Genomic DNA, 18,619 nt, shown 5'->3' on the forward strand with positions numbered 1-18,619 from the left:
CGGCCACCCCGCCCACCTCCGGCGCCGCTGTCAGACCCCCCGGATGACGGGAATCTCGGAACAGCAGCCGCTCAGCTTGTTCTTGAACGTCCGGCTTCGAACGGGCGGGCCCGGTGATCATTCGTCCGGTGTACTTGGGACGGCGGCACGGGTACCGCGTTGAACTGACACCGGATCGTTGCCGCGATCCGGCTCTCACCAGCAAGAACGCCCTCAGGCTCTGCATACGATCACCCCTGTGAATGAAACGCATGGCATAGCCCAATGGATGATCCACCTGCTCTGGGAAGACACGGTCAAGAAGCTCGGGGTCGTTGCTCTCATCGTTGTCGGGATCGGCTCCCTCGCCCGGATCGAGCGGGCACGACGAGCAGCGGGGCGCTGATCCGTCCGGCGTGACCTCCTGGGCGGAAGGTGTGGACGGCGATGCCGCGGCACGTCGTCGGCGACACCGGCCCGCACTGCCCCACGACCGCGCGCACCACCCCGGCGGGCCCCTGAGGCAACCGGCCCGTCTCGGCCGGGGGAATTCCTCAGGAGGTGTGGTCGGGCCAGGGGATGTCGGTGGCGACCGGGGCGGTGTAGTCGATGCCGGGCACCGAGAAGCCGTAGAGGCGGCGGACCTCGGCGCGGAACCAGTCGAGGTCGGCCAGGTCGGCGATGGTCGCCGTGGTGGCGCTCTCCCAGCGGGCCGCGACGGCGGCCTGGACGTCTTCGGTCAGTTCGAAGGTGTCCAGGCGGACCCGGCCCTCGCTGTCCAGGGCGAGCGGGGCGGTGCCGGTGAGCTGGTCCCACAGGGCGGCGAGCTGGTGGATCGGCGGGACGAGGCCGCCCCCGAGGACGCCGCGCAGCAGGCCGGTGTAGAGGGCGATGCCGGGGATCGCGGTGGAGGACTGGGTGACGGCGGCGCCGTTGACGGAGGTCACGGCCCGCCCGCCCACCGTCCTGCCGAGCCGCGCGTCGAGGGTGCGGGCGGTGGCCTCCAGGTGGGCCTTGGCCGCGCCGATGGTGCCCTGCCGGTAGATCGCCGCCGTCAGCGACGAGCCGATGTAGGAGAGCGCGGCGGTGCTGAACCCCTCGGCGAGCAGCCCCCGCCCGGCTAGGTGGTCGATCCAGCGTTCCCAGTCGGCGCCGCCCATCACGGCCACGGTCTGTGCCACGTCGTCGCCCTCGGCCGGCCCGGTCTCGACCTCGCGGACCTCGGGCACGCCGTCCTCGTCGAAGACCAGGGTCTTGGTGCGGTTCACCCCGCCGATCGGCTTGAGGACCGAGGCGTAGGTGGCGCCGGTCTCCGGGTCGGTTCGCCGGGGCGCGGCCACCGAGTAGATCAGGTGGTCCAGCCGGCCGCCGAACCGCTGCTCGACGAGATCGGCGACCTGCTCCTTCATCGCGTCGGAGAACGCGTCACCGTTGAGGAAGACCATGTCCCGCCCGGCGGCGCGGGCGAGATCGGCGGTGGCGGCGGTGCGGTACCAGCCGGCCGTCGCGGTGCGGCGTGCGGTGGGGGCCTTCTCGAAGGACACACCGATACCGCGGATACCCGCCCGCTTGAGACCGGCGAGCGTGGCCGCCAGACCATAGCCGGCGGAGGAACCGATGACCAGCGCCACCGGCCCGTCGCCCTCCGGCGGAGCGGCCGGGGCGGCCGGGGCGGGGCAGGCCTGCCACATGTCGGCCACCAACTGCCCGCACCCGGCCGGGTGGGAGTCGAGAAAGAGGAACCCCCGGTTGCGGGGAGTGAGAACACGCTCGTTCACGATGGCAGTCCTTGGGTCGGCCGTGACAGGAGCGCGGCGGCCGACCGGGCCACCGCGCCCTGCCAGTCTGTTCCAGGTCGCGTGCGGGCGGTGGGCCCTGCCGGGAACAACGATCGCGAGACGATCTTGGAGTGTTTCCACCATGAACGGCCGGGCGCGGGGAGCGGCCCCGACCTGCTGGCCAGGGCTCGGGGGGAGTTCCGCGCTCGCGCCAGGTGGTCCCGGCGAGACCGGGTGGACGTTCTCGGGCAGCGCTCGGTGGACCGGTCAGTCCTGCGACCGGCCGATCGGGAGCGGCTCCTCGCCACCGGACACCGCGGCCTCCGACTCCCACGCGGCGTGGACGCCGCTCTCCCCGCCGGAGGCGGCCGGCTCCTCCTCGGAAGGGTCCGGCGCCCGTGACCAGCGGCCGGCGAGGAGCGTGCCGGCGATCAGCTGGAGCTGGTGATACACCATCAACGGCATCACCAGCAGCCCGGCCTGCGGTCCGAACAGGACGGTCGCCATCGGCAGGCCGTTCGCCAGGCTCTTCTGTGAGCCGCAGAGGACGGCCGCGATGCCGGACGCCCGGTCGAGCCCCAGCAGGCGAGCGCCGAGCCCGGTGAGGGCGAGGGTGGTGGCGAGCAGGGCGAGCAGCACCGCCAGCAGGCCGAGCAGGGCGGTGGGGGTGGTCATGCTCCAGATGCCCTGGGCCACCGCCGCGCTGAAGGCGGTGTAGACGACGAGCAGGATCGAGCCCCGGTCCACCGGGGTGAGGAGGCGTTTGTGCCTGGTGAGGAACCCGCCGATCCTCGGGCGCAGCGCCTGCCCGAGGAGGAACGGCGCGAGCAGTTGCGCACCGATCCGCAGCAGGCCGTCGGCGGACAGGGCGGTGTGGGCGCCCAGCAACCAGGCGGCCAGCAGCGGCGTGAGGAGCAGGCCGGCGAGGCTGGAGTAGGTGCCCGCGCAGATGGCAGCCGGGACGTTGCCGCGAGCGGCGCCGGTGAGCGCCACCGAGGACTGCACCGTCGACGGGACGAGGCAGAGGAACAGCACGCCGGTCTGCAACTGCTCGGTGAGCGGACGGGGTGTCAGGGCGGCGGTGGCGAGCCCGAGCAGGGGGAAGAGGACGAAGGTGCAGGCCAGGACCAGGCCGTGCAGCCGGAGGTGGCGCAGCCCGGCCAGCGTCTCGCGGGCGGAGAGCCGGGCCCCGTACAGGAAGAAGAGCAACCCGACCGCGAGGTCGCAGGCCAGCTCGGCGCCCCGGGCGGCCCGACCGGTGGCGGGCAGCAAGGTGGCGAGCAGGACGGTACCCGCCAGCGCCGCCACGTACGGGTCGAGCCCGCGCAGCCGGAGCCCGCGTCGAGCCGGACCGGGCCCGGGCGGCGCGGCCGCCGCGGCGGCCGGCCCCGCCCTCGGGCCCGCTGCCACGGCCTCCGGGCCGTCCGGTCCCGCAGCAGCCCGATCCGGCGGGCCGGGCGGGCCCGACGAACCTGGCTGACCCGGCGTACCCGGCGGGCCGGCACCGGGCCCATGAGCCCGGTGCCGGAGCCCGCCGCTCATTCGTCGCTCCCTGCCGACGAGTCGACCGCGGTGACCGGCGCGATCCCCAGCACCGTGCCCACCAGGGCATTGGCCGGCCCCTGGTCACTGCCCGCCGTGCCCTGTCCGGACTGGAGGTTGCCCGACTTGTCGATCTCCAGGAGCGAGTCGGTGCTCACCAGCGAGTCCGAGTGGGAGTTGTCGATCACGGTGATCAGGCTGCCGCCCGCCACCGCGGGCGAGGCGGCCCCACCGAGCAGAACGCAGGCGCCGAACAGAGCGGCGGCGGCCGGGCGCCACAGGGCCGGATGCCACAGGGCCCGACGCCTCGGAGGTACCTCCCCGGCCGACACCGGTGCGCGATTCGGCGCCGGCCCGCGCGGGACCGCACGGCCCCGCCGCGAGCCCCCCGACGCCGAGCCCCCTGACACCGAGCCCCCTGACACCGAGCCCCCCGACGCCGAGCCGCCCCACGCCGAGCCGCCCCACGCCGGGCCCGGCCGCGCCCCGCCGCGCCATGCGGACGTCACGCTCCTACCGCCTCGCGCCGGCGCGGGCGGGCGATGTTCCGCTCCAGCAACTCGGTGGACTCCCGGACCCCGATCTGGGGGCTGTCCTCGGCGGGGGCCGGGAGTCGGCCGTCGGCCACCTTCAGCCCGGCCAGCGCCTCGTCCATCGCGCGGTGCGCCGCGAACAGGCAGGGGGTGCTGTAGATGGCGACGTCGACGCCGAGCTCGCCCAGCTCGGAGAGCGAGAGCCGGGGGGACTTGCCACCGGCGATCTGGTTGAACAGCAGCGGCTTGCCCCCCACGACCCGCCGGATCCGGCGGATCCACTCCTCGCTGCGCACTCCGTCCACCAGGACGATGTCGGCGTCGGTGGCCGCGAGCGCCTCGGCCCGCAGCAGGATGTCACTCTCCTCGGTGGCATCCGTCCGGGCCACCACCACGAGGTCGGTGCGGGCGGCGAGGACCTGGTCGAGCTTCTCCAGGTACTCGTCCAGCGGCAGTACCTGCTTGCCGTCGGCGTGACCGCAGCGGCGCGGGCGCTTCTGGTCCTCCAGGATGACGCCGGAGGCGCCGATCAGCTCCAGCCTGCGCACCACGTGGCAGGCCACCTCCGGATCGACGTAGCCGTCGTCGATGTCGACCAGCAGGTGGTGCTGCGGGAACGCGCCGCGCAGCCGCTCGACGAAGGCGACCATGTCGGGCCAGGCGATGAAGCCGATGTCCGGCAGGCCGTAGTAGGACGCCGCGAAGCCGAAGCCCGAGACGAACATGCCGTTGTAGTGCTCGGCCGCGATCGAGGCCGAGTACATGTCGTAGACGCCGATGAGCGGGGTCGTCCCCTGGGCCGCGACGTCCTCGCGGAGGCGCTGCCCGTAGCCCGGCGCCGTGTCTTCGTGAAGCATTGCCTTCTCCTCACCTGCCGAGGTGGGGCGCGGCGCGGCGGGCGGCGGGACCGGCTGACAGTCGGCTACCGCCCGGGCGCGACGCGCACCGGACTTTGCCTGAACTTGGCCATCACTAGAGCCAAATGAGGCGCTCTCACTATGCGACCTTTAATGTTCCGTGGGCAAATCTTTAAATGAAGTTCCCCCGCGTGAGTGATGCGCAGTCATATCAATCGGAATTGCGTAGGAGAATCCGCCGTGGGCGCGCAGGGCACCCCGGGGTCCGGCCTCCGGATCCCGGCCGGCGCTCCGCGCCCCTGGAGCCGTGTCGGTCCTGACCACCGGTCAGGCGTCGTCCTCGCCGAGCACGTCGTCCTCGCCGAGCCTCAGCCACCCGCCGACGACGTACCAGTGGCCGCCCGCGCGCAGGTGGTCCACCAGGGCCCGCTGGAGCGGGGTGTCCCGGGGCAGCGACTCCAGCGGCCGGCCGCTGTCGCCGAAGACGTAGCGGAGCGGGTTGTCGTCCGCCGGCTCGCCCGGCGGGCGCAGCGGGGTGAACCGTTTCTGGAACCGGACGATGTTGGAGTCCTCCGGCAGGTGGCGGCGGAGCTGAGGGTCCAGCAGCCAGGAGGAGATGAACGCCGTCGGGTACGGCTCGGTGGGGAAGTGCCGGGCGAAGAAGTCGCGGGCCCGGGCCAGCGCACGGTCGCAGGCCTCGGCGGAGAGCGGGCCGCTGTGGTCGGGGATGTGCAACTGCAGGCTCCACGGGCCGAACCCGGCCGCGGCCGCCGATTCGGCGTCCGCCCCGGTGAGCCGCTTGCGCTGGAACTGGAGCCGGCCGAGCTGGTACAGCTCGCCCCGGAAGTGCAGGGTCAGCCAGGAGGGGTTGCCCAGCCCGCCGGGGTGGCCCCGCCAACGGCTCACCACCAGCTGCCGGCCGAGGTCGGCCAGGGTGCTCCTGGTCACCGCCGGGCCGATCCCGAGGGCCCGGTGGTACGCCCGGGCGTGCGGGGCGAGGGCGACGAAGAGCAGGGTCAGGAGGTGGCCGTCGGCCTCGAACCCCGCCGGTCGGCTGCCATGGAGACCGGACGGCCGGCCGAGCGTCCCGACCGCCGCCACCTGCTCGCGCAGGGCCTCGTCGAACGCGGCCCGCAGCCCGCCGTCCCGGGCCAGCCGGGTGCGCGCGGCCAGGACGGCGTTCACCTCCTCGAACGGGACGGCGAGTTCGAGCAGCGCCTCGGGCAGCTGCTCCGCGTCCGGCAGCGTGACCGGCTCCAACGCGACCTCCTCAGGGCCCGGCGGCGACCCGCCGACCCTATCGGTGCGGTGAGGTGCAGCGTGGTGCGGTGCGGCCGCCGAGTCCGGGGAGGGTCCGAGCGTGGCCCGAGCGCGGGCCGGGGGCGGGCCGGGGGAGGACCGTCGCTCAGCGCAGCAGCGCGAACACCACGGCGCAGACACCGCCGAGCGCCGTACCGGCGAGCACCTGCGCGGCCGTGTGGGCCTTCAGCACCAGCCGCGACCAGCCCACCGCCACCGGTGCGGCCGCCGCGACCGGCAGCGCCGCCGGGCCGAACGCCAGCACCAGGATCATCGCGGTGCCCCCGGCCACGGCGTTGTGCAGGGATATCTGCCACCAGACCGTGACGGCCAGCGCCGACACCAGTCCGGCCAGCATCGCCACGACCAGGGCGGCGACCTCCGCCGGGGCGTCCAGCGCGTACAGCAGGGCCACGCCCGCCACCACCGACAGCAGGCTGGCGGCCATCGGGACGACGCGCTGGCGGCGGACCCGGATGTGCTTGTCGGTCAGCGCGCCGCGCCGCACCCCGAGGGCGATGATGCCGAGCGGCACCACGCCGCAGAACAGCGCGGCCAGCAGGCCCCAGCCGGCCCCGGACCAGCCCTCGGTGCTGTGCGCGCCGACGAGCAGCAGCAGGGCGATGACCAGATGGGCGGGCGCCAGCGATTCGGTGAGGACCCGCGCGACCCGTTCGCGTGGTGAGGAGGTGGCGAAGGCCGGCGGCTCGGGAGGCAGGAAGACGCTCATCCGGGCAGCTCGGAGGGGGTCGGCGCGGTGGTGGTCCGGTGCATCGCGACAGCCTACCGAGCGGGATCGGCGCCATCCGCCCGGCCCCGGCGGGAGGGGCGGCCGGCCCTGCCCGTCCCGGCCGGGGCCGCCCGTCCCTCCCCGCGAACGCCGGCGCGGGACCAGCCGGTACGGGATCAGCCAGTGCGGGATCAGCCGGTGCGGACCACCGGCCGGCCCGCGCGGCGGTCACGCAGCGCCTGGAGCAGCCGCCTGGTCGCGCGGGTGGCGACCGGCGGCAGCAGGTCCAGCGCCAGGCGCCGCGGGGCCGAGCGGTGCGCCTGGGCCGCGCCCGGCTTGACCGCGTACTTCAGCCGCACCACCCGCGCACCGGCGATGGCGTCCTCGTCCACCGTGTAGCCGCCGGCCCGCCAGTCCCGGCCGAGCAGCACCCGCTGGAGTTCCTCGGCGTCCCCCCAAGTCCCGTAGAACTTCATGGGGGTGAGCAGCACGGGCCGCAGCCCGCCGGTGAACACCGCCTGCCAGGCCGCCGCCGAGACGCCCGGGGTGTGCTCCGAGCGGTAGTCGTCGAGCGCGACCAGCCCGTTCTCGCCCAGTGCCGCCCGGGCGACCTCGATGTCCCCGGCCACGTGCTCGTAGAGGTGCGAGGCGTCGATGTGGACGAAGCGGCAACTGCCGTCCGGGATCCGGCGGTCGGCCAGTACCGAGGTGGGGGCCTGCACGATGACCGGCAACCGCGGGTGGAACGTGAGGTAGTTGGCCTCGAAGGCGCTCCTGGTCAGGGTCTTGCGGTAGGACATCGTCATCTCGGCGGCGTTGTCGGCGTCGCCCGCCTCGGAGTCGAACAGGTCGCAGACGGTCAGCTGCTCGCCGGGCCGGAGGTGGTCCCCGAGCAGGACGGCGCTCCGGCCGAGGTAGGTGCCCAGTTCGAGGATGTCGCCGGTGTGCCCGGCCGCGCTCTGTTCGGTGAGGAAGTGGGCGAAGGCCTCCTGGTCGACCTTGAAGAACCAGCCGGGGATGCCGTCGCGCGTCAGCTGCTGCGGGCGGGTGGTTCCGGTGTCGGCAGTGGGCACGGGGGCCTCCAGGGGTGCGGGCATGGCCCGGCGCGTACGGTTCACCCCGCGGCGGCGCCATGGTGTGAGGCGGATCATCATAGCGACGACACGCCCCAGTTGCGCCAGGCCCGGAACAGGAATCGGCGGACCGTTTCGCACCCTTGTCCGGGGGCCCGAGCACGCCCCGGGCGACCGCGGGCGGCGGCCCTTCCGCGCCCCTCCAGCAGCCCGCCTCAGGACGCCCGGCCGCCCTCCAGTTCGGCGATCGTCCCGGCCAGCCAGGCCCGCTCGGCGGCGCCGGACGCGCGGGCGACCAGCAGCATGCCGCGCCGGAACGGGCTGGACTCCTGCTCGGCCGCGACCGGCCGGCCCTGCGCGTCGTAGAAGAAGCTGCTCGGCGCCTCCAGGAACGCCAGCCGGCGCCGCAGGACCGCGGCCTGCGCGACCGGGTCGGTGAGGCGGTCGAGGAAGGCGGCCACGGTGAAGAAGCGGATCTGGTCGGAGATCTCGGCCTCGGCCGGGTCGGCCAGCCGGCGCTCCAGTTCGGCCCGGCCCGCCGCGGTGAGCTCCAGGACCTGCCGCGGCGCGGCACCGCTGCCGGGCTCGCTGCGGCGCTCCAGCAGTCCGGCCTTCTCCAGACGGGCGATGGCGGGGTAGAGCGCGCCGTCGCTGACCGGCCGGGCGTGGCCGGTCAGGCCGGTGATCCGTGACTTCAACTCGTAGCCGTGCAGCGGCTCGTCGTACAGGAAGCCGAGGATCGCGAGGGTGAGCACCGGTGAAGCCCTTCCGTCGTCGCATGCGCGGTTCGGGCGTCATGGTACCTCTTGCCGATGTGCCTCTAAACGATGTATCTCTGTTCGAGACACCAAGAGGGCGGCCGAGCGCTGCCGACGGAACCGGGGGGCGACGTGCGAGGACATCTGCCGAGGCTGATCGGATTGGCAGGGCCGGTCTACGCCGGACTCCTGTCCGGGGTGATCGCCTCGGTCATCAGCACGTACTGGGTCGGCGGGCTCGGCGCGCCCGCCGTCGCCGCCGTCACCCTCGCGGGCACCGTCGAGAACCTGCTGCTGGGCCTGGTCCTGGTGGTCGCCTCCGGCACCACCGTCCGGATCTCGCACGCCGTCGGCGCCGGGGACCGCGCGGCGGCCGGCCGGACCGCGCGGGCGGCCTGGCGGCTCTGCGCCCTCGGCAGCCTGCTGCTCGCCGTCCCCGGCTTCCTGCTGCGCCACCCGATCGCGGACGCCTTCCTGGACGGCCCCGCCGCCGGACTCGCCGCGGACTACTTCGCGATCGCCTTCCCCGCCGCCGGACTCTTCTTCGGCCAGCGGGTGGCCGACGAGCTCTTCAAGGGCACCGGCGACACCCGGACGCCGATGCGGCTCGCCCTGCTGACCAACGCCCTGCTGCTCCTCCTCGACCCGCTGCTGATCCTCGGACCCGGACCGTTCCCGGCCCTCGGCGTGACGGGCGCGGCGCTCGCCCTGACCACCGCGCGCGCCCTCACCTTCGCCGTCACGCTGCTGCTCCGGCGCCGGCGCCGCCGGACCGCGCCCCCGGCGGGCGGGCTCCTGCCGGAGGCCCGCCGGATCGTCTCCGCCGGAGCCTCGTTCGGCCTCGACTTCACCGCCCGGATGGGCGTCGGCACGGTGCAGCTCGCCCTGGTCGCGTCCTTCGGCGTACCGGCGGTCGCCGGCTACGGCGTGGGCTACCGCGTGATGCTGGTCGTGACCATGGCCTTCTACGCCGTACGGCAGGCCGCCGCCATCGAGGCGGCCCGGCTGACCGGCGCGGGCGACACGGCGGGGCTGCGCACCCTGGGCCGTGACACCGCCCGGCTGGCCGGCACCCTCGGCGCGGGCGCCGCCGTCCTCTGCGCGGCGCTCGCGGTGCCGGTGACCGCGCTCTTCACCCGGGACGACGCGGTCGCCGGCCAGGCCGTCGGCTACCTGCGGATGGCCGGGCTCTACGTACTGCCCTACGCCTTGGTCGTCGCCCTCGGCGGCGTGCTCCAGGCCACCGGCGCGGGCCGCCGCCTGGTGACGGCCAGCCTGCTCGGACTCGCCGTCCAACTCGCCGCCGGTGTGGCCCTGTCGGTCCCGCTCGGGGTGAACGGCCTCTGGACCGGCATGGCGGTGGGCGCGCTGACCCAGCTGATCCTGATGCGCCTGCCGGCCCCGAACCGCCGCCGAACCCCCGGGCCGATGGGCGAGCCCGCCGAGCCGGTCGGCGCGGCCGAACCCGCCGGGCAGACCCCGCTTCGGGCCACGCCGGAGTGACGCCCACCCCGATGCGATCCCGAAGCCACGGAATGCGGCTTCCGAGTAGAATTCGAAGGTGATCTCACCCTGCCGACAGGGGAGTAGCCATGATCGGTGTCACCGTTACCTTCTCCTACCCCGGCGACTTCGACCGGTCACGGATCGTCGACGTCGCCGCGACCGCACGCCCCATGTTCGAAGGCATGCCGGGCGTGCGGTTCAAGTTCTTCACCTTCAGTGAGGAGCGGCAGCAGGCGGTCAATTTCTACGTCTGGGAGTCCAAGGAGCAGGCGGAGAAGTTCTTCTCCGCCGAGCTGCGCGAGCGCGTGACCGGTCTCTACGGCGCGGCGCCGTCCATCGAGTACGTGGAGATCGCCGAAATCGTCGACAACTCGACGGCGTGAAGCGATCGACGGGCCCGAGGGCACCGACCGGGAGGACGTACGCCCTTGCGGGGGAGCGACCGGTTCAGTGCCCCGGCCGCGTCGCCGCCGCGTCCACCGCCCCCGTCGCCGGCGCCCGGGTCGGGAGGCGGGTGGCGAGCAGGACGCCGACCGCCGCCGTGGCCGCGAGGACCAGCAGGGCCGGGCCCATGGCGGTCACGAGCGGACGGCCGGCGGTGAGGGTGGTCGCGGCGGCGGTGCCCAGGGCCGGGCCGATGTTCATCACGGTCTGCTGGAGGCCCCCGGCGACGCCCGCGTCCGCCACCGAGGCGTCGCGGACGAGGGCGGCCGTCGCGGTGACCATCACCGCCCCGAACCCGCTGCCCAGCAGGAGGAAGCTGCCGCCGATCGCGACGGCCCCCGACGACTCGTCGAACCGGGCCGCGAGCAGGGTGCCGAGCGTGAGCAGCAGCATCCCGGCCCCGGCGGTGGCCCGGGCCCCGTGGCGGCGCATCAGCACCGCGGCGGCCGGGGCGGCGGCGACCATCGTGACGGCCAGCGGCAACGCCCGGACGCCGGACTGGAACGGGTCCAGCCCGAGCACGTCCTGGAGGAAGTAGGTGGCCAGGAACAGCGTCCCGAAGAGCGCCGCGGACGCGGTCAGCAGCACCCCGAGCGAGGACGCGACGGTGGGCGAGGCGAACACCCGCGGCGGCAGCAACGGGTGTGCGGAGCGCCGCTGTTGGTGGACGAAGGCGGTGCCGAGCAGGGCCGCGGCGAGCAGGCCGAACGCCGTGGCGGCCGGTCGGCCGTGCTCGGGTACCCCGACGAGCGTGTGCACCAGGCAGACCAGCGCCGCCGCGAGCAGGGCGGCGCCCGGCAGGTCGAGCGCGCGCAGGGCGCCGGTGGACCGGTCGGCGGGTGGCTGCGGAATCCGCACGGCCAGCGCGGTGAGCCCGGCCGCGACGGCGGGGAGGACGGTGAGGAAGAAGACCGCCCGCCAGCCCAGTTGGGCGGTCAGCGCCCCGCCGACGACCGGTCCGGCGGCGGCCGCCAGGCCGATCGCGCTGGTGCGCAGGGCGATCGGCATCGCGAGCCGGTCGGCCGGGTAGGCCGCGCGCAGCATGCCCAGGGTGGCGGGCTGCAGCAGCGCGCCCGCCACGCCCTGGGCGACGCGCAGGCCGATCACCCAGCCGATGCCGGGCGCCAGGCCGATCCCGGCCGAGGCGGCGGCGAAGCCCAGCACGCCCACGGCGAAGACGCGTTGGTGGCCGTAGCGGTCACCCAGCCGGCCGGCGAAGACCAGCAGGCTCGCCACCGCGATCAGATAGGCGGTGCTGGTCCACTGGACGGCGGTGAAGGAGGCGTTCAGGTCGTGCTGCATGGCGGGCCGGGCGACGGTGAGGACGGTGCCGTCCAGGGCCACGATCGAGGCGCCGGTGATGCTCCCGGCGAGGGTGAGGCGTCGGCGGGCGGGCGTTTTCACCGGGCCTCCGGGCCCAGGTGGGCGGCCAGGGCGGCGTGCAGCAGCGGCTCGATGTCGTCGCTGCCGGTGGCGAGTTGGAGGCTGCCCCAGGCGCGGAGCTGGGCGAGCCCGTGCAGGTTGGCCCAGAGTGCGGCGGCCGCCGCCGCGGGCTCCGCGCCGCTCGGTGGCCGCACCTCGGCGACCAGGGTGGTGAAGGTCCGGAAGAGCGGGAGGCTGGTCTGCCGCAGGCCGATGCCGCTGCCCTCCAGCAGGTCGTGGCGGAACATCAGCTCGAACATGCCGGGCTGGGCGGCGGCGAAGCCGAGGTAGCCGCGGGCAAGTGCGGCGAGGCGCTCGCGCGGGCCCGGGCCCGCGCCGGCCGTCGCCCGGGTGAGGTCGGCGGCCAGCTCGTCGAAGCCGTGCCGGGCGATGGCCGACAGCAGCTCGACGTGGGTGGCGAAGTAGCGGCGCGGCGCGCCGTGCGAGACGCCGGCCTGGCGGGCGATCTCGCGCAGCGAGAGCGCGTGGACCCCCTGAGCCGTCACCAGTTCGACGCCGGCCGCCACCAGCCGGGCGCGCAGGCCCGAGTCCTGATCGTTCATAGACACTGTCTACCAGGAGCGAGTAGACAGTGTCTACTCGCCGTCGGGGGCGGGCCGGGCAGAATCGGCGGTATGGACGAAGGCGGTGAATCGGCGTGCTGGCTGGACCGGGTCTGCCCGGAGTGCGGCCGGCTGCGCGAGCGGGCCGGGCGGCAGCCCTGCGAGAACTGCGGTGCGGTGCCGGACCCCGAGCCCGGCCGCCGGCCCGGGTCGGGCCGGGAGCCCGGCCCCGGGGCGGACCGGTCCGACTGATCCGCTCCGGGGCCCGGCCTCAGCGCGGCAGCCCGTTGGCCGGCTGCTCCTGCGCGAGCCCGTCCTGAACGAGCTCCGCCGGCTCCGGCCGCTCCAGTGTGATTGCCTCCGGTACGGCAGCGGCGTCGCTCGCCCCGGCGCCGGGCAGCGGTTCGGCGCCCGGCGTGACCCGGGCCGCCGGAGTCCAGCGCCCGCGCAGCGCCCCGAGGCGCTCCACCGCGGGCTGGGTGTACCGGGCCGCGAGCGGGCCGGTGACCACCAGGATCAGCACGTACGCGGTGGCGAACGGCCCGAGTTCGGGCTCGATGCCCGCGGTGACGGCCAGACCGGCGATGACGATGGAGAACTCCCCGCGCGAGACCAGCGCGCCGCCGGCCCGCCAGCGGCCGCGTTCGCCGATCCCGGCCCGGCGGGCGGCCCAGTACCCCGTCGCCACCTTGGTGAGCGCGGTGACCACGGCCAGCAGCAGCGCGGGCAGCAGGACGGGCGGGATGCTCGTCGGATCCGTGCTGAGCCCGAAGAAGACGAAGAAGACCGCCGCGAAGAGGTCCCGCAACGGGCTGAGCAGGGTGTGCGCGCCCTCGGCGGCCTCGCCGGAGAGGGCGATGCCGACCAGGAACGCCCCGACCGCGGCGGACACCTGGAGCTGCTGCGCGAGGCCGGCCACCAGCAGGGTCAGTCCGAGGACGACCAGCAGCAGCTTCTCCGGATCGTCGTGCGAGACGAACTTCGAGATCACCCGGCCGTAGCGGAGCGCGACGAAGAGCACGGCGCCCGCGGTGGCGAGCGCGATGGCGAGGGTGAGCGAGCCGGCGAGCAGGCCGGCGCCGGCCAGCAGCGCGCGGTCAGGATCGGCAGGTAGACGGCCATCGCGAGGTCCTCCAGCACCAGGATGCTGAGGATCACCGGGGTCTCCCGGTTGCCGAGCCGGCCGAGGTCGCCGAGCACCTTGGCGATCACCCCGGAGGAGGAGATCCAGGTGACGCCGGCCAGTACCACGGCGGCGACCGGGCCCCAGCCGAGCAGCAGGGCGGCGGCCGCGCCGGGCAGTGCGTTGAGCACGAAGTCGACGGCGCCGGCCGGGTACTGGGCCTTGAGGTTGGTCACCAGGTCGGCGGCGGTGTACTCCAGACCCAGCATCAGCAGCAGCAGGACGACGCCGATCTCGGCGCCGGTGGCCACGAACTCCTCACTGGCGCTGAGCGGCAGCAGGCCGCCCTTGCCGAAGGCCAGTCCGCCGAGCAGGTAGAGCGGGATGGGCGAGAACCCGTACCGGCCGGCTATCCGGCCGAGCAGGCCGAGGACCAGGATGACCGAGCCGAGTTCGATGAAGACGCTTGCGGTGTGCATCCGATCACTCCCTGCCCAGGATCGCGGCGGCGGCGTCCACGCCCTCGCGGGTGCCGATCACGATCAGGATGTCGCCGCCGGCCAGCCGGAAGTCGGGGGTCGGGGAGGGCACGGCGCCGGTGCGGCGCAGCACGGCGACGATCGAGGCGCCGGTCTCGGTGCGCATCCGGGTCTCGCCGAGCAGCCGGCCGTTCCAGTGCGAGGCACCCTCGACCGGGAGGCGCTCGGCGACCAGGCCCAGGTCGGTGGTGTGCAGCAGGCCCGGGTTGTGGTGAGCGGGCGTCAGGGCGTCGACCAGGGCGGTGGACTCCTCGGCCGTCAGCCGGAACGCCTGGGCGCAGGCGTCGGGGTCGTCCGAGCGGTAGACGTTGAGGCTGCGTGAGCCGTCCCGGTGGGCGATGACGGACAGGTGCCGTTGTTCTCGGGTGGTGAGGTCGTACTGGACGCCGACGCCGGGCAGGGGAGTGGTCCGGACACGGGGGATCGACACGGCGGCTGTCCTCTCGTCAGGGCTTCCCGCTGGCGTGCGCGACGTCCGCCGGAACAGGGCCGGCCGTCCGCCGGAACTGGGCCGGCCCGGCAGGGCGGCCGCTCACCCGGACGGGTGAACGGCGCCGCGCCGTGTGCGACACGCGGAAGCGCTACCGTGCCAATGGTAATGACTGTGTAAAGCCCTCCTGGTGGGAGGGTCCCCGCGAGTGTCCGTACGGTCCGCGGGGAGCGCTCGTCCGGCCGTGGACGCGCGGTACCCCGGCCGGGTGCGCGCGTGGTCGCGCTCACCCGGCCGGGGTACCGGACCCGTGTGTCCGGACTGCGTCGGCGGGCTACTGGGGAGGCTGGTCGCGGAACTGGTCCTTGACCTTGTCCTGGGCCGTGTCGACGTGGCCGCTGTACTTGCCCTGGGTCCGTTGGTCGACGGTGTCACCGGCCTTGTCGACGGCCTTGTCCGCCTGGTCCTCGTGGCCCTTCAGCATCTGCTTGATCTTGTCGATCATGGACATTCGGTCACCCTCCTGGATGAGACGGCCCCTCCCCTCCAGGATCGCCGCGCCGCCGGATGTCCGCATCCGGTCAGCTTTCGCGGCAGGGTTGGCAAGGTGGCCCGGGGCATGTCAAATCGGGATCTCCATGGACTCTCGGAAGGACCTGCCGTGAATGCTCGGACCCGCCGCCCGACCGTCTCACCCCGCCCGGGCGCTGCCCGGTCCACCCGGGTCGCGAGCTCCGCGTTGGCGGTCGCGGCCCTGGTGACCCCGCTGCTGCTGGTCGGCGCCGGGAGCGCCGCGGCCGCACCGGACCCGGGCCGCAAGGGAGCCAAGCTGGCCGCCCGGCTCGTCGAGGAGAGCAGCGCCGGCAGCGCCCGCCGGACGCTGGCCGCGCTGCAGCGGATCGCGGACCGCAACGGCGGCAACCGGGTGGCGGGCTCCCGCGGCCACGACGAGTCGGCGCGCTACGTCTACGAGCAGGCCCGCCAGGCCGGTCTGAAGGTGTCGAAGCAGGAATTCGAGTACACCTTCTTCCAGGCCCTCGCGCAGAAACTGACGGTGGTGTCCCCCCAGGCCGAGGACGTACCGGTGATCGCCATGACGTACTCCGTCGGCGGCCCGGCGGCCGGGCTGACCGCCCCGCTCGCGGTCGTCCCGGCGGACGACACCACCGGCTGCGAGGCGGGGGACTACGCGGCCGGCGCGTTCACCGGCCGGATCGCGCTGATCAAGCGCGGCGGCTGCAGCTTCGCCGTCAAGGCGGCCGCGGCGGCGGACGCCGGGGCGACCGGCGTCCTCGTCTACAACAACACCGACGGCGACCTCAACGGCACCCTCGGGGAGCCGACCGCCGGCCGCGTCCCGACCGGCGGGATCAGCAGGGCGGCGGGCGAGGCACTGGTCGCCAAGGCCGCCGCCGGGCCGGTCACCGTGGGCCTGGACATCCGTACCCTCATGGAGAAGCGCAAGACCTGGAACGTCATCGCCGAGACCCGCGGCGGCGACCCGGCGAACACCGTCGTCATCGGCTCCCACCTGGACTCCGTGGTGGCGGGCCCGGGCATCAACGACAACGGCTCCGGCTCGGCGGGCGTCCTGGAGGTGGCGAAGAACCTCGGCGACCGGCCGGTCAGGAACAAGGTCAGGTTCGCCTGGTGGTCGGCCGAGGAGTTCGGCCTCAAGGGCTCCGAGGCCTACGTGGCGTCACTCTCCGAGGCCGAGCAGAAGAAGATCAAGCTCTATCTGAACTTCGACATGATCGCCTCGCCCAACTCCGCCCAGTTCGTCTACGACGGCGACGACTCCGACCACGTCGGCTCCGGCCCCGGCCCGGACGGCTCGGCGCAACTGGAGCGGCGCATCACCGACTACCTGGACCGCCGGGGCCTGCCGCACGAGGGCACCGACTTCACCGGCCGCTCCGACTACGGCCCGTTCATCGACGCGGGGATCCCGGCGGGCGGCACCGACACCGGCGCCGAGGTGATCAAGTCCGCGGCGCAGGCGGCGCGTTACGGCGGCACGGCCGGGGTGGCGTTCGACACGTGCTACCACAAGGCCTGCGACAACCTGGGCAACCTCGACCTGAAGGCCTTCGACGTCAACATCGACGTGATCGCCGACGCCGTCGGCACCTACGCCTGGGATCTCTCCTCGCTGCACGCGCCGGTGACTCCGCAGCACACCGAGGGCCAGGCCGGCAGCGGTGGCGGCCTCCACGAGGGCCACACCCACGAGGTCTCGGCCTGACCGCCCGGGGCCCCGCCAGCGGGCGGGGCCCCGGCGCCGCCCCGTTCCCCGCCGTTCCCCGCCGTTCCCCGCTGCGCCGCGCCCTTTCCCCGTCGCGCTCCCGGGCCGCACCCGGACGGCGGCCGATCGGCCGGGGCCGATGAGTGCGCCGCCCGGGCTCCTGACACCATGGCACCGAGATCACGTCACCGTGACACCCTCGGAGGAGTCAGCATCATGAGCACGCACTACGACGTCGTCGTCCTCGGCGCGGGTCCCGGCGGCTACACCGCCGCCGTCCGGGCCGCCCAGCTGGGCCTGCGGACCGCCGTCATCGAGGCCAAGTACTGGGGCGGGGTCTGTCTCAACGTCGGCTGCATCCCCTCCAAGGCCCTGCTGCGCAACGCCGAGCTGGCGCACATCTTCACCAAGGAGGCCAAGACCTTCGGCATCAAGGTCGAGGGCACGGTGAGCTTCGACTTCGGCGAGGCGTTCCGCCGCAGCCGGACCGTCGCCGACGGCCGGGTCAAGGGCGTCCACTACCTGATGAAGAAGAACGGCATCACCGAGTACGACGGCCGGGGCACCTTCGTCGACGACCGGACCCTCCAGGTCGCGCTGAGCGGCGGCGGCTTCGAGGTCGTCACCTTCGACCACTGCATCATCGCGGCCGGCGCCACCACCCGGCTGCTCCCCGGCACCAGCCTCAGCGAGCGCGTGGTCACCTACGAGGAGCAGATCCTCACCGAGGAGCTGCCGGGCAGCATCATCATCGCGGGCGCCGGTGCGATCGGCGTCGAGTTCGCGTACGTGCTGCACAACTACGGTGTGAAGGTCACCATCGTCGAGTTCCTCGACCGGATGGTGCCGCTGGAGGACGCCGAGGTCTCCGCCGAGCTCGGCAAGCAGTACCGCAAGCTCGGCATCGAGGTGCTCACCTCGACCCGGGTGGAGTCGATCGACGACAGCGACCCGGCCGCCAAGGTCAGGGTCACCGTCACCCGCGACGGTCAGCAGCAGGTGCTGGAGGCCGACAAGGTGCTCCAGGCGATCGGCTTCGCGCCCCGGGTGAACGGCTACGGCCTGGAGAACACCGGGGTGAAGCTCACCGACCGCGGCGCGATCGACGTCGACGGCCGGGGCCGCACCAGCGTCGACCACATCTTCGCGATCGGTGACGTGACGGCCAAGCTGATGCTGGCCCACGCGGCCGAGTCGATGGGCGTGATCGCCGCCGAGACCATCGGCGGGGCCGAGACCATGGAGCTCGACTTCGTGATGATCCCGCGCGCCACCTACTGCCAGCCGCAGATCGCCAGCTTCGGGTACACCGAGGCGCAGGCCCGCGAGCAGGGGTACGACGTCAAGGTCGCCAAGTTCCCGTTCACCGCCAACGGCAAGGCGCACGGGCTCGGCCACCCGATCGGCTTCGTCAAGGTGATCAGCGACGGCAAGCACGGCGAGCTGCTGGGCGCCCACCTGATCGGCCCCGAGGTCACCGAGCTGCTGCCGGAGCTGACGCTGGCCCAGCAGTGGGACCTCACCGTGCACGAGGTGGCCCGCAACGTGCACGCGCACCCGACGCTCGGCGAGGCGGTCAAGGAGGCCGTCCACGGCCTGGCCGGGCACATGATCAACATGTGACACGGGCCCGCCCGGGGCCACGGTCAGGACCGCGGTCAGGGGTGCCGGGGGGGGGGGGGGGGCCCCCCCCCCCCCCCCCCCCCACCCCCCCCCCCCTCCCCCCCCAACCCCCCCAGGCCCCCCCTCTCCTTCCCCCCCCTCCCCCTCCCCCTGTCTGAGCCCTTCCCCCCCCTCC

The 18,619-nt window shown here is 74.0% G+C and carries 18 protein-coding genes and 1 pseudogene; 6 read left to right on the forward strand and 13 right to left on the reverse strand.

All coding sequences use genetic code 11. From position 1 onward, the window contains the following. Nucleotides 1–238 precede the first annotated feature (238 nt). Nucleotides 239–385, forward strand: coding sequence for a hypothetical protein (locus ACZ4UX_RS07190; protein ID WP_396486218.1), 147 nt, complete (start codon nt 239–241; stop codon nt 383–385). Nucleotides 386–533: 148 nt separating this feature from the next. On the opposite strand, the gene fabV is transcribed toward ACZ4UX_RS07190, so the two are convergent. From fabV to ACZ4UX_RS07230, 8 genes are all read right to left on the reverse strand, one after another. Next, nucleotides 534–1,757 carry an enoyl-[acyl-carrier-protein] reductase FabV gene (gene fabV / locus ACZ4UX_RS07195; RefSeq protein ID WP_465705923.1) on the reverse strand — a complete coding sequence of 408 codons (1,224 nt, stop codon included), beginning with the start codon at nt 1,755–1,757 and terminating at the stop codon, nt 534–536. Between the two features lie 267 nt (nt 1,758–2,024). Then, nucleotides 2,025–3,086, reverse strand: coding sequence for a bile acid:sodium symporter family protein (locus tag ACZ4UX_RS07200; protein WP_465705982.1), 1,062 nt, complete (start codon nt 3,084–3,086; stop codon nt 2,025–2,027). 209 nt (nt 3,087–3,295) lie between these two features. Then, nucleotides 3,296–3,487, reverse strand: a complete 192-nt coding sequence (locus ACZ4UX_RS07205) for a hypothetical protein (RefSeq protein ID WP_329485823.1) — start codon at nt 3,485–3,487, stop codon at nt 3,296–3,298. Between the two features lie 317 nt (nt 3,488–3,804). Then, entirely contained in the window at nt 3,805–4,689 is an 885-nt protein-coding gene (locus ACZ4UX_RS07210; RefSeq protein WP_465705924.1) for an isocitrate lyase/PEP mutase family protein, read from the reverse strand. Nucleotides 4,690–5,016: 327 nt separating this feature from the next. Further along, nucleotides 5,017–5,949: an acyltransferase domain-containing protein gene (locus tag ACZ4UX_RS07215; RefSeq protein WP_465705925.1), complete on the reverse strand. Its 933-nt coding sequence runs from the start codon at nt 5,947–5,949 to the stop codon at nt 5,017–5,019. 145 nt (nt 5,950–6,094) lie between these two features. Next, complete coding sequence (locus tag ACZ4UX_RS07220) at nt 6,095–6,718, reverse strand: hypothetical protein (protein ID WP_465705926.1); 624 nt, start codon at nt 6,716–6,718, stop codon at nt 6,095–6,097. Nucleotides 6,719–6,909: 191 nt separating this feature from the next. Next, the gene (locus tag ACZ4UX_RS07225) at nt 6,910–7,791 is read right to left on the reverse strand and encodes a class I SAM-dependent methyltransferase (RefSeq protein WP_465705927.1); all 882 of its coding nucleotides are present in this window, start codon (nt 7,789–7,791) and stop codon (nt 6,910–6,912) included. A gap of 215 nt (nt 7,792–8,006) precedes the next feature. After that, entirely contained in the window at nt 8,007–8,546 is a 540-nt protein-coding gene (locus ACZ4UX_RS07230) for a PadR family transcriptional regulator (RefSeq protein ID WP_359811190.1), read from the reverse strand. 165 nt (nt 8,547–8,711) lie between these two features. On the opposite strand from ACZ4UX_RS07230, the gene ACZ4UX_RS07235 reads away from it, so the two are divergent. Then, on the forward strand, nt 8,712–10,052 hold the full coding sequence (locus tag ACZ4UX_RS07235) for an MATE family efflux transporter (protein ID WP_465705928.1): 1,341 nt from the start codon (nt 8,712–8,714) through the stop codon (nt 10,050–10,052). Nucleotides 10,053–10,141: 89 nt separating this feature from the next. After that, nucleotides 10,142–10,438, forward strand: a complete 297-nt coding sequence (locus ACZ4UX_RS07240) for a hypothetical protein (protein ID WP_380382872.1) — start codon at nt 10,142–10,144, stop codon at nt 10,436–10,438. 64 nt (nt 10,439–10,502) lie between these two features. On the opposite strand, the gene ACZ4UX_RS07245 is transcribed toward ACZ4UX_RS07240, so the two are convergent. Both ACZ4UX_RS07245 and ACZ4UX_RS07250 read right to left on the reverse strand, forming a co-directional pair. Next, on the reverse strand, nt 10,503–11,903 hold the full coding sequence (locus ACZ4UX_RS07245; RefSeq protein WP_465705929.1) for an MFS transporter: 1,401 nt from the start codon (nt 11,901–11,903) through the stop codon (nt 10,503–10,505). Beyond that, nucleotides 11,900–12,484, reverse strand: coding sequence for a TetR/AcrR family transcriptional regulator (locus ACZ4UX_RS07250; protein WP_465705930.1), 585 nt, complete (start codon nt 12,482–12,484; stop codon nt 11,900–11,902). The genes ACZ4UX_RS07245 and ACZ4UX_RS07250 overlap by 4 nt, the downstream gene beginning before the upstream one ends. Before the next feature lie 72 nt (nt 12,485–12,556). Between ACZ4UX_RS07250 and ACZ4UX_RS07255 the strand changes: the two genes are divergently transcribed. Then, the gene (locus ACZ4UX_RS07255) at nt 12,557–12,736 is read left to right on the forward strand and encodes a hypothetical protein (protein WP_329485814.1); all 180 of its coding nucleotides are present in this window, start codon (nt 12,557–12,559) and stop codon (nt 12,734–12,736) included. Between the two features lie 19 nt (nt 12,737–12,755). On the opposite strand, the pseudogene ACZ4UX_RS07260 reads toward ACZ4UX_RS07255, so the two are convergent. The 3 genes and pseudogenes from ACZ4UX_RS07260 to ACZ4UX_RS07270 form a co-directional block, all read right to left on the reverse strand. Next, a pseudogene (locus tag ACZ4UX_RS07260) lies at nt 12,756–14,086 on the reverse strand (cation:proton antiporter). 4 nt (nt 14,087–14,090) lie between these two features. Then, the gene (locus tag ACZ4UX_RS07265; RefSeq protein ID WP_352296745.1) at nt 14,091–14,576 is read right to left on the reverse strand and encodes a cation:proton antiporter regulatory subunit; all 486 of its coding nucleotides are present in this window, start codon (nt 14,574–14,576) and stop codon (nt 14,091–14,093) included. 334 nt (nt 14,577–14,910) lie between these two features. After that, entirely contained in the window at nt 14,911–15,087 is a 177-nt protein-coding gene (locus tag ACZ4UX_RS07270; protein WP_352296742.1) for an antitoxin, read from the reverse strand. Nucleotides 15,088–15,315: 228 nt separating this feature from the next. On the opposite strand from ACZ4UX_RS07270, the gene ACZ4UX_RS07275 reads away from it, so the two are divergent. Both ACZ4UX_RS07275 and lpdA read left to right on the forward strand, forming a co-directional pair. Beyond that, the gene (locus tag ACZ4UX_RS07275) at nt 15,316–16,821 is read left to right on the forward strand and encodes a M28 family metallopeptidase (RefSeq protein ID WP_465705983.1); all 1,506 of its coding nucleotides are present in this window, start codon (nt 15,316–15,318) and stop codon (nt 16,819–16,821) included. Between the two features lie 216 nt (nt 16,822–17,037). After that, nucleotides 17,038–18,444: a dihydrolipoyl dehydrogenase gene (gene lpdA, locus ACZ4UX_RS07280; protein WP_352296740.1), complete on the forward strand. Its 1,407-nt coding sequence runs from the start codon at nt 17,038–17,040 to the stop codon at nt 18,442–18,444. Nucleotides 18,445–18,619: the final 175 nt, after the last annotated feature.

The sequence above is a fragment of the Kitasatospora sp. NPDC028961 genome, from assembly GCF_055564815.1.

Excerpts from the sequence above, each read along its gene's own strand:
- ACZ4UX_RS07210 (WP_465705924.1), bottom strand. The coding sequence starts at position 4,689 with ATGCTTCACGAAGACACGGCGCCGGGCTACGGGCAGCGCCTCCGCGAG.
- ACZ4UX_RS07220 (WP_465705926.1), bottom strand. The coding sequence starts at position 6,718 with ATGAGCGTCTTCCTGCCTCCCGAGCCGCCGGCCTTCGCCACCTCCTCA.
- ACZ4UX_RS07240 (WP_380382872.1), top strand. The coding sequence starts at position 10,142 with ATGATCGGTGTCACCGTTACCTTCTCCTACCCCGGCGACTTCGACCGG.
- ACZ4UX_RS07250 (WP_465705930.1), bottom strand. The coding sequence starts at position 12,484 with ATGAACGATCAGGACTCGGGCCTGCGCGCCCGGCTGGTGGCGGCCGGC.
- ACZ4UX_RS07255 (WP_329485814.1), top strand. The coding sequence starts at position 12,557 with ATGGACGAAGGCGGTGAATCGGCGTGCTGGCTGGACCGGGTCTGCCCG.
- ACZ4UX_RS07270 (WP_352296742.1), bottom strand. The coding sequence starts at position 15,087 with ATGTCCATGATCGACAAGATCAAGCAGATGCTGAAGGGCCACGAGGAC.
- lpdA (WP_352296740.1), top strand. The coding sequence starts at position 17,038 with ATGAGCACGCACTACGACGTCGTCGTCCTCGGCGCGGGTCCCGGCGGC.